This is a genomic window from Kitasatospora sp. NPDC050463 (assembly GCF_040655255.1).
In the GTDB taxonomy this organism is placed as follows: Bacteria; Actinomycetota; Actinomycetes; order Streptomycetales; family Streptomycetaceae; genus Kitasatospora.
The window spans coordinates 1-1,057 of the sequence record NZ_JBFAJO010000239.1; the positions used below are offsets into that span (position 1 = coordinate 1).

The 1,057-nt window shown below is 67.2% G+C and carries 1 protein-coding gene; it reads left to right on the top strand.

The window, feature by feature from the left end:
* The coding region (locus AB0J08_RS41760; RefSeq protein ID WP_360645481.1) for an acyl-CoA dehydrogenase family protein at nt 1–1,032 on the top strand (1,032 nt) is incomplete at its 5' end.
* Nucleotides 1,033–1,057: the final 25 nt, after the last annotated feature.

A 1,057-nucleotide genomic window follows, 5' to 3' on the forward strand; every position in this document is an offset into this window, starting at 1 on the left:
CGGTTCCCGCAGGAGGCGTTGGAGGCGTTGCGGGCCAATGACCTGCATGCGGTGCACGTGCCGGAGGAGTTCGGTGGTGCGGGGGCGGACGCGCTGGCGACGGTGATCGTGATCGAGGAGGTGGCGCGGGTGTGTGCGTCGTCGTCGTTGATCCCGGCGGTGAACAAGTTGGGTTCGTTGCCGGTGCAGTTGTCGGGGTCGGAGGAGTTGAAGGCGAAGTACCTGGGGGCGTTGGCGCGGGGTGAGGGGATGTTCTCGTACTGCCTGTCGGAGCCGGAGGCGGGTTCGGACGCGGCGGGGATGCGGACCCGGGCGGTGCGGGACGGGGACTTCTGGGTGTTGAACGGGGTGAAGCGGTGGATCACCAATGCGGGGGTGTCGGAGTTCTACACGGTGATGGCGGTCACCGATCCGGAGTTGCGGTCGAAGGGGATTTCGGCGTTCGTGGTGGAGAAGGGCGACGAGGGTGTGTCGTTCGGGGCGCCGGAGCGGAAGTTGGGGATCAAGGGGTCGCCGACGCGTGAGGTGTACTTCGACAATGTGCGGATTCCGGCGGATCGGATGATCGGGGCGCAGGGTTCGGGGTTCGCGACGGCGATGCGGACGCTGGACCACACGCGGGTGACGATCGCGGCGCAGGCGGTGGGGATCGCGCAGGGGGCGTTGGACTACGCGAAGGGGTATGTGCGCGAGCGGAAGCAGTTCGGGAAGCCGGTCGGTGATTTCCAGGGTGTGCAGTTCATGTTGGCGGACATGGCGATGAAGCTGGAGGCGGCGCGGCAGTTGACGTATGTCGCGGCGGCGAAGTCGCAGCGTGGGGACGGGGATCTGACGTTCTTCGGGGCGTCGGCGAAGTGTTTCGCGTCGGACGCGGCGATGGAGATCACGACGGACGCGGTGCAGTTGCTGGGTGGGTACGGGTACACGCGGGACTACCCGGTGGAGCGGATGATGCGGGACGCGAAGATCACGCAGATCTACGAGGGGACCAACCAGGTCCAGCGCATCGTGATGGCCCGCAACCTGCCGTAGCGGGTACCGGCGGGGTACCCCGGCA